Annotated in this window: 7 protein-coding genes; 4 read left to right on the top strand and 3 right to left on the bottom strand. The window is 63.2% G+C overall.

The genetic code is table 11. The features are described from left to right. The coding region (locus H8B02_RS41860; protein ID WP_229171516.1) for a helicase-related protein at positions 1-2575 on the bottom strand (2575 nt) is incomplete at its 3' end. A 697-nt stretch (positions 2576-3272) separates the two neighbouring features. After that, positions 3273-4103, bottom strand: coding sequence for a DUF3108 domain-containing protein (locus H8B02_RS41855; protein ID WP_376711776.1), 831 nt, complete (start codon positions 4101-4103; stop codon positions 3273-3275). Between the two features lie 352 nt (positions 4104-4455). Here H8B02_RS41855 and rpmB point away from each other — a divergent pair, with 352 nt between their 5' ends. The 3 genes from rpmB to H8B02_RS49205 all read left to right on the top strand — a co-directional run bounded on the left by rpmB (position 4456) and on the right by H8B02_RS49205 (position 6353). Next, complete coding sequence (rpmB, locus tag H8B02_RS41850; protein WP_092120029.1) at positions 4456-4764, top strand: 50S ribosomal protein L28; 309 nt, start codon at positions 4456-4458, stop codon at positions 4762-4764. Between the two features lie 179 nt (positions 4765-4943). Next, complete coding sequence (locus H8B02_RS41845; protein ID WP_229171515.1) at positions 4944-5537, top strand: hypothetical protein; 594 nt, start codon at positions 4944-4946, stop codon at positions 5535-5537. Between the two features lie 465 nt (positions 5538-6002). Further along, a complete protein-coding gene (locus H8B02_RS49205) occupies positions 6003-6353 on the top strand; it encodes a methyltransferase domain-containing protein (RefSeq protein WP_376711775.1) in 351 nt (116 codons plus the stop codon). 372 nt (positions 6354-6725) lie between these two features. Here H8B02_RS49205 and H8B02_RS41840 read toward each other — a convergent pair whose 3' ends face one another. After that, positions 6726-6923, bottom strand: a complete 198-nt coding sequence (locus tag H8B02_RS41840) for a hypothetical protein (protein ID WP_229171514.1) — start codon at positions 6921-6923, stop codon at positions 6726-6728. Between the two features lie 1457 nt (positions 6924-8380). Between H8B02_RS41840 and H8B02_RS41835 the strand changes: the two genes are divergently transcribed. Beyond that, the gene (locus H8B02_RS41835; RefSeq protein WP_092120035.1) at positions 8381-8608 is read left to right on the top strand and encodes a hypothetical protein; all 228 of its coding nucleotides are present in this window, start codon (positions 8381-8383) and stop codon (positions 8606-8608) included. Positions 8609-8752 lie beyond the last annotated feature (144 nt).

Genomic DNA, 8752 nt, shown 5'->3' with positions numbered 1-8752 from the left:
CGGCATCGACGGGCGCATCTGCAGCAGCATCAGACGTCGCCTCAGCCGGCGGCGTCTCCGCGGCGACGGTCTCGGTGGCCTCAGCCGGCGCAATCTCGACAGCCTTCGGCGGCAGCGGCGGACGGCGGTCCATGCGGTAGCCGAGCGCGCGCAGGATCGAGGCAAAGTCCTCACCGGCGGAGCCGGTCAGCGAGGTCATCGCCTGGGTGACGACAAAGCCGCGGCCGTCGAACGCGCCCGCGGGCTTCTCGCCCGGCGAGGTCTCGCGCCAGGCCAGCGCCGGGCGGATCAGATCGGCGAGCCGCTCCAGGATGTCGACGCGCACCGCGCGCTCGCCGCACTGGCGATAGCCGAGCACGCGATAGCCGTCGCGCGGCAGGGCCTTGTCGACCGGGAACGAGGTGCGGCCGCTGGAGGCGAGATGCTGCACATTCGACAGCGCGCCCATGTCGACATTGCTCTGCTTCTCGGCCCACAGCAGCGAGGCCAGCGAGCGCGCCGCGGGCTTCAAGAGCTGCGGGAAATAGATGTGATAGGCGCCGAACCGCACGCCGTATTTGCGTAGCGCCGCGCGTGAGGGCTGGTCGAGATCCTTCATCTCGGCGGCGATCTTGCTGCGTTCGAGCACGCCGAGCGCCTCGACGAGCTGGAAGGCGATGCCGCGGGCGATGCCCTGGATATCCTCGGCCTTGGACAGTTCGAACAGCGGCCCGAGCAGCTTTTCGATATGCGTCTTGAGCCAGAGATCGAGCCGGGTCTGCACGGCTTCGCGCGAGGCGCCGGTCAGCCGCTCGTCGGAGATGATGCGCAGCCGCGGATGCAGCGCGTCCTCGGCGGCGACCAGCTTGGCCACCGCATCGCCGGTCCAGCGGATGGTGCCGTCGGAGGTCAGCACGAACTGCTCGTCGGGAGCGGCGCCCAGTTTCTCGGCACGCGTATCGATCTCGCGCGCCAGCACCTGCTGGGCGGCGGCTTGCAGCGCCTTGGCGTCGCTGCCGGCCTCGGCCGCATCAGGTGCGAAGGTGAAACCATCGAGCCGGCCGATCACGTGGCCTTCCACGATCACTTCACCGGTCTTGCCAATTTCCGTATTCAAAACTGAGTTCTCCCGCAGGCGGCGCATCAATACACTGGTCCGCCTGTCAACGAAACGCTCCGTGAGCCGTTCATGCAGCGCATCGGACAATTTATTTTCGAGCTCGCGCGTGATCCCCTGCCAGTGGTCCGGGTCGTAGAGCCAGTCCGGCCGGTTGGCAACGAAGGTCCAGGTCCGGATCTGCGCGATCCGGCCCGATAGCGTGTCGATATCGCCGTCGGTCCGGTTGGCCTGGTCGACCTGGGCGGCAAACCATGCGTCAGGGATACGCCCCTTTTGCATCAGGAAGCCATACAGCGTGGTCACGAGTTCGGCATGGGCGGCCGGCGCCAACTTTCGGTAGTCCGGAACCTGGCAGGCCTCCCACAGCCGCTCCACCGCGGCCGCCCCATGCGCGAATTCGCGCACCTCGGCGTCGCGTGCGACATGTTCGAGCACGCGGAGGTCCTCGGCCACCGGGGCCCGCGTCAGTGCCTCATGATTGGGCGTCAGCGCCAGCGACACCTGCAACGCGCCGAGCGAGGCGAAATCGAGCTTGGCGTTGCGCCATTGCAGCATCTTGACGCTGTCGAAGGTGTGGTTCTGCAGCGCATTGACGAGCTCCGGCTCGAACGGCGCGCAGCGGCCCGTCGTGCCAAATGTGCCGTTGCGCGTGGCGCGGCCGGCGCGGCCGGCGATCTGCGCGAATTCGGCCGGCGTCAGCCGGCGGAACTGATAGCCGTCATATTTGCGGTCAGAGGCGAAGGCGACGTGATCGACGTCGAGATTGAGCCCCATGCCGACCGCGTCGGTGGCGACGAGATAATCGACGTCGCCGTTCTGGAACATCTCGACCTGCGCATTGCGTGTGCGCGGCGAGAGCGAGCCCAGCACCACGGCCGCGCCGCCATGCTGGCGGCGGATCAGTTCGGCGATCGCGTAGACCTCATCGGCCGAGAACGCGACGATGGCGGTGCGTCGCGGCTGCCGCGTGATCTTGCGGTCGCCGGCGAATTCGAGCTGCGAGAGCCTCGGCCGCGTGACGATCGAGGCGCCGGGCAAGAGCCGCTCGATGATCGGCCGCATCGTCGCGGCGCCCAGTAGTAACGTCTCGTCGCGGCCGCGGCGGTTGAGCATGCGGTCGGTGAAGACGTGCCCGCGCTCGAGATCGGCCGCGATCTGGATCTCGTCGACCGCGAGAAACGACACATCGAGATCGCGCGGCATCGCTTCCACGGTCGAGACCCAGAAGCGCGGCGCCTTCGGCTTGATCTTCTCTTCGCCGGTGATCAGCGCGACATTGTCGACGCCGGCGCGGGCCGCGATCTTGTTGTAGACCTCGCGCGCGAGCAGCCGCAGCGGCAGCCCGATCAGGCCCGACGAATGCGCCAGCATGCGCTCGATGGCGAGATGCGTCTTGCCGGTGTTGGTCGGCCCCAGCACCGCAGTGACGCCTGCGCCGGGCACGCGGTCATTTCCGAACGAAGTTGAGAAAGCCATATTTTGCAGGTGTTTCTTTTATTGAAGGCGAGATCCTTGACCCGTCATCCTGAGGAGCGCGTCAGCGCGTCTCGAAGGATGCACGGCCGAGATCGATCCGTTTGCGGCGATCTTGATGAGACAGCGGGGCTGTCGCCCTTCGAGACGGCCGCTGCGCGGCCTCCTCAGGGTGACGGTCTGGCTGCATGTTTCGCATTGGCAGCGTGTTTCGCAAATCTGTCTCACAATGCGACGCTTTCTGCGCCGCCCTTAAGCTTCGGAACGACTCCGGAACGAATCGCGCCCGAATCGGTGACTCCATTCCAGACCTGAAACGTTCACCGCAACATCTCGGGCAGGCTGACGGCGGCGGCACTAGATCAAGTTTGAGAGGGCTCCACAAGCACAGGATATGCGGACTGAATTCCTTAAGTTCCAGGGGCAGGCGAGTCGAATCAGAAGCGGGCAAGAGTCAACTGGATTCCGGCGACGTTTGTTGCATTCCCTGACAAGTCGCCCTCCCTGACCCGTCATCCTGAGGAGCGCGTAGCGCGTCTCGAAGGATGCACGGCCCGGCCCGTGGCGTCGCCCTTCGAGACGGCCGCTGCGCGGCCTCCTCAGGGTGACGGTCTCGCTGCCTCGTAGCCCGCATGAGCGAAGCGATATGCGGGACGACTGTCCCCGGATGGCGCTTCGCTTATCCGGGCTACGAAGAAGCCTACTGCGTCTTCGCCACGCGCGGCGGCGCGGCTGTGGTGACGAACGAGGTGGCTTCCAGCATGGCCTGGCCGAGCGGGGTCGGGATCGTCATGCGGAATGGCACCAGCAGGCGGGTGCCCGCGATCGGCACGAAGGCGATCTCGATGTTGCGCTGGGCGGCGAGGTATTTGATGACAGGGCGATCCGGGATGTAGCCCGAGACCGGCACGAAATAGAGCGCGCAGACCAGCGCCGGGCCGTGATAGCCGCGCTCGGCTTTCACGATCTCCACGCGCTTGAAATCGAGCTTGAGGTCGTAGCGCATGCGGCCGTCGAACACGCCGGCGCCGGTGCGGCAGACATCCGGGCTCATCAATTCGGCATTGCCGGGCGCGCGCAGGAACGAGCCGGTCATCGGGTCGAACACGTTTTTCTTCTGCGCATCGCTCACGGGAAGCCGGTCGGCGTCGACCGGCGGCTCCGGCTCGATGGTGGATTCCTTGATGCCGCCACCCGCCAGCACCATCCGGATCGTCTCTGATTTCTTCGAGGTGGTGGTGGTCGCGGTGTAGGAGGTGGCCGTCAGCGCGCCGTTGACGACGCGGCCCTGCGAGGCGCCCCCGCCGCTGCCGCCGGAGAACGCCTTCAAGAGGCCCGCGGTGCCGCCCTGGGCCGTGGCCGAGAAGGTGTCGTCGCCGATTTCGATGGTCCAGGTGCCCTTGCCGACCGGGATACCGGCGAGCGTCGCCTCATAATGGGCGTCGAGCCGCCCTTGCGCGCTCGCGCGCTCGGCGCAAAACAGCAAGAGGGCACCGGCGCACAGGCCGATGAGCCGGCCGAGCGGGGGCAAAAGGGCAATGGCGGTGGTCACTTAACCTACCTGACGGTCCTGCTATCGGCGCTCTTTCGTCATCCATTTGGTCCTTCAATTCGGCCGGACAACGTGCGCATCTGTTATGGAACCAAGACTTGCAGCCGAATACGCCCTTTATATGGTTGCCATATCCGCCGTTAAGTGGCTGGTAGCGCTTATGAACCGCCATTTCCCGCTACGTCCATGCGGCGATATAATCTTGACGCTTGGGTATTCTCCCCCTATACACCCGCGGTTCCTGGAAAATGGACGCGAATTCGAAACCCCCGCGCGGGCCGCGTGATCGCACGTGCCGCCGGAAGCGGGGATGCAATAAGGATTTTTGGTAATGTCCCGGCGCTGCGAACTGACGGCCAAGGGCCCCCAGACGGGCCACAAGGTGAGCCACTCGAACATCAAGACCAAGCGGCGCTTCCTGCCGAACCTGGCCAACGTGACCTTCATCTCGGATGCGCTCGGCCGCAACGTGCGCCTGCGCGTCTCGACCAATGCGCTGAAGAGCGTCGACCACAATGGCGGCCTCGACGCCTACCTGATCAAGGCCAAGGCCGAGGTGCTGTCGCCCCGCGCGCTGGACCTCAAGCGCGCGATCGAGAAGAAGGTCGGCAAGCCGGTGTTCGTGAAGAAGGCGAGCTGAGTTAGATCAGACGCGGAATTCGCGGAGAGAGTTTTGAACGGCCGGGTCGATGACCCGGCCGTTTTTGTTTTGCGACAATTCGACCATCGGAGAAGTAAGCGAACCCTATGCCGCCGACAAACCACCCGCTGTGATCGCAGGAACGAGAACGCTCAACTGCGATAGGGAAGGGGCGACTGTTGGCCGTCAATGTCGAAGAGCTGAGCGGGATCGCGGCCCAGCGTGAACCTTACCTGGGTCAACTCAATCGCCTAAAGAAACTCAACAAACAGACATCCTGCGTGGAGGCTGCGGTTTCAGGCGCCTGCGAGACTTTGCGTGCGGGCACGAGTTCGTTCGTGATCTACGGCGAGCCACAAAGCGGCAAGACGGAAATGATGATCTGCCTTACCGCAAAATTACTCGACGATGGAAACCGAGTTATCATTCACTTGTTGAACGACAGCGTTCAGCTGCTCCAGCAGAATCTTGATAGATTTCAGCGATCAAATGTGTCGCCAGCCGCACGTAATTTCTCTGACGTCATTGATCCCGAGTACTCTTTCGCGACGGGATTCCATGTCATCTTCTGCGAGAAGAATGCTAACGATCTCGCAAAGCTGAATCAAAAGCTAAAGTCGAGCGTAAGGCCACTGAGGTTCTCGTGCGCGCTCGGAGCGACTTTAGCTGCCGCCGTACTGCCGACGCGTATCCGGGCCACGCTGACGACGAGACACGAAAGTTCATTCGATACTGGTTCGACCCGTATGCGCGTCGTCAGCTGGCGGCTCTAGCGGAAGCTATTCTTAGGGTCCAAGACGACCGTACGAGAGATGTACTTTGGTGCGCTTTCTCGCGTCTTATCATCACGAAACAAGCCGGTGCGTCTCTTGCGATGGATCTTTCGCACAGCCGCCCACACAGGGTTTTCGAAACCGCCCAGTGAAACCGTTTGGGAAATTTCTTGGGGCAACAGGTCACGTTCTCAAGAATTGCATTCGACAAGATCAAGCTCACAACAGTCCCGCGACACAGGCTGCACTTGGCGATGCACGATCATTAGCAATCGCCAGCGGAGCTATCGATCTTGTTCTGACCTCCCCACCCTATCTGAACGCAATTGACTACATGCGCTGCAGCAAATTTTCGCTAGTTTGGATGGGCTACAATATTGAGGAGCTCACGGACATCCGAGCGGAGAGTGTTGGAATGAGACGAGCGACAAAGATGCTCACAGGGATGACGTCATTAAGAATATCATGTCGGGTCTCAAATTGAGCCCTCGTTTATCCCAGAGACGTGAGGCCGTGCTTGCGCATTATATTGAGGACATGCGCCAAGCTGTTGCAGAGGCGGCACGCGTTCTCAAGCCAGGTGGCAGAGCCATTTATGTAGTGGGGGAAAATACGGTTCGCGGGACGTTCATTCCAAACGCAAAGATTGTATCTGCGGTCGCGGAAAGAGCAGGTCTGAAAAATGAAACAAGACGCGTTAGGCTCCTGCCAGCCAACCGTCGCTACCTACCTCCTCCATCCGCTGGAAGCGGCCAAGAGCCGCTCGATGGGCGCATGCGGCGGGAGGTAATCTTGTCATTTTCTAAACCTGGCTAGGAAAATCCGCCCTGGCGGAGCCCAAGCGCTTGTCCCGACGCGTGCACCAAGCCGTCACCGGCCACGAGGGCGTCAGGACCACACGCTTTCACCGTCCGCGATGAGCGGTGACAACCAAGCCCAGTCGCGCCGGCGCTCCCTGTACGCTCTGCGTCACGAGCGAGGATCAAGCTGCCGCACGGCTTGGGCCGATCGCGGCGCGCATATGCGGGCGTCACCCCTCGCAATGTTCTAAATCTGCATCGAGCGACGGACCGCTTGCGGTACTGCGACCAGCGCCGTCGAATTCACCGATGGCGCGGCCGCTGCCGGATCACGCGCTCCGGATCGTGACGCGTCGCGAGCACAGCACGGATCGCGCCATCGCCCGTCTCACTTCGGCGATCGTAACCCCGGCGACGCCACCCACGCGTTGATCTGCGAGGCGGTTTCGGCCTGACGGGCCATGCGGATCAGGCGGTCGCGTGCGACGCCGGGAGGCATGACGCGCGCCTGGTCGCGCAGGCGGATCGATTCATCGGCAAGGCGCTGCTCCGGGGATCTGCGCGGGTCGGGAAGGCTGATCTGCATCACGCTGCTCCATTGCATCCGAAGGCGGGAGCGCGACTGGCGTTCTCGGTCACCGACAGTGCCGGACATTGGCGCGGTGATGGAGCGACAATACGCCCGCGGGGCGTGGCTTGACGGTGCACTAGTGAACACAGCGAAGGAAATCGACTGCGACCATTTGAAGGGAGTTGGCGCCACGGGGGCTGGACCCCCGGGAGCTGGCGCCCCCGGGGGAGTGCACGGCCCTGGCTTTGGGGGCAGGAAATTGCAAGGCCGTGCAGGCCGGTAACCAGCCCGCTGCATCAAGTCGATGCCGCAGCGCTTGTTCCACGGCTGCGGCAACCATGCGCCAAAAACGAATTTCGCCAGCAAGTTCAATGCGACACAGCCTGTCCAGTCCTTGCTGAGAAAATATTCCTCTTCCCTAAGACCCCAACTCAGCATTAGAAGACCGCGTCCCGCCTCCTCTGAGAGGGGCGTATCGCGATCGTCACGGACGTTGGGTGCGGGATGCGGTGGACGCGAGAAGCGCGCGAGACGAGCGCCCTCATCGCGGACGGTGAAATCGTGCAGGCCTGACGCCCCAGTGGCTGGTGTCCTCCCGCAAGGCGCGAAAGCGCTTTTGCGGAAGCGGCGGCAAACAAGCCCGGTCTCGCCGGGGAGAGCACGTATAAGCCGTAAACCATCCGCGCGGGGAACGCCGGGATTGCCCGGCCGTACCTGTGGTCCTACCCCCGTGCTTTTTTGTTGCACGGGGCCCATGGGTGCGTGCTGGCACCCGGCGCTCCCTGCGCCCTCTGCTTAGAAGCGAGGGTCAAGCTGCCGCAAAGCTCGGGCCGATCGCGCCGCGAGACTACGCGCGCACGCCCTCTCCCGCTGTCTGACAGGTGAATCGATCCGACCACGACGTGCATGCGCGGCGCGAGAGGATTCTTCTTCGTGTGATGACGCGAGGAGCAAAACAATCCACCTCACAACGTAAGGAAAGATGGATTGCTTCGTCGCTTCGCTTCTCGCAATGACGACGAGTGCGACAACCCCGCTGACAGCTGTTGCCAATGACAGCGGTGTCATTGCTCTCGCAACGCTCACGTCACGCGAATCCGTACTGATGCGTTGGGAGCGGGTGAAGAAAGGCTTAATGCACGCGCCTTTCGCAGCAAAGAAAGCCTCTAATTGAGGCGGGCTTGTCGCGCCGAAGCCTTTGGCGAAGGCGGATTAATCACAACCTCACGCGATCGATCACGAGCGCATGAGGCGCATGCAAAACGCCACGATCTCTTCCAACTCATGGTGTGCAAACAAGCCGTCCGACACGAATGCGATTCGACGCGGCCGACGCCGCATCGTCTCGAACACCGTGAGGGACATCACGGCCGGCACAACTGATTGTGAGGCATGTGCGCCGCACTCTTGGGAAGAAGCCTGGCCGTTCTTACATCACGTCCAAAGAACGACCCCAATAAAGGAATTGGTCAATGCAAGTTCGCGCAGCCGATACGCGCGGAAGACTGGTGCCTGCGCTCGCAACCGCCGCCGTGGCGGTGCTGGCCACGGCAGTCCTCGTCATCCTCGAATTCAACCCGCCCCGCGATGTGCAGGCCGCGGCCGAGCCCGGCATGATCACCTCCGCTGCCGCCAGTAGAGCCGGCGCCACGGTGCTGCCGACCGACCCGGTCACGACCGGCAGCGTGCGCTACCGCTGAGGTTAGGAGTTCTCCCTCGCCCCGCTCTTGCGGGGAGAGGGTTGGGGTGAGGGGCCCTCTCCGCCAGCAAGACTCGCGGACGTACCTGTACCCCCCTCACCCGGATCGCATTGCGCTACGCTTCATGCGATCCGACCTCTCCCC

The sequence above is a fragment of the Bradyrhizobium altum genome (assembly GCF_020889705.1).
GTDB lineage: Bacteria > Pseudomonadota > Alphaproteobacteria > Rhizobiales > Xanthobacteraceae > Bradyrhizobium > Bradyrhizobium altum.
The sequence above is the reverse complement of the archived record's forward strand: the minus strand, read 5'-3'. Positions and strand labels throughout refer to the sequence as shown.

Bases quoted from the DNA above. Each gene is read 5' to 3' on its own strand.
- rpmB (WP_092120029.1), top strand. From the start codon at position 4,456: ATGTCCCGGCGCTGCGAACTGACGGCCAAGGGCCCCCAGACGGGCCAC.
- H8B02_RS49205 (WP_376711775.1), top strand. From the start codon at position 6,003: ATGTCGGGTCTCAAATTGAGCCCTCGTTTATCCCAGAGACGTGAGGCC.
- H8B02_RS41840 (WP_229171514.1), bottom strand. From the start codon at position 6,923: ATGCAGATCAGCCTTCCCGACCCGCGCAGATCCCCGGAGCAGCGCCTT.
- H8B02_RS41835 (WP_092120035.1), top strand. From the start codon at position 8,381: ATGCAAGTTCGCGCAGCCGATACGCGCGGAAGACTGGTGCCTGCGCTC.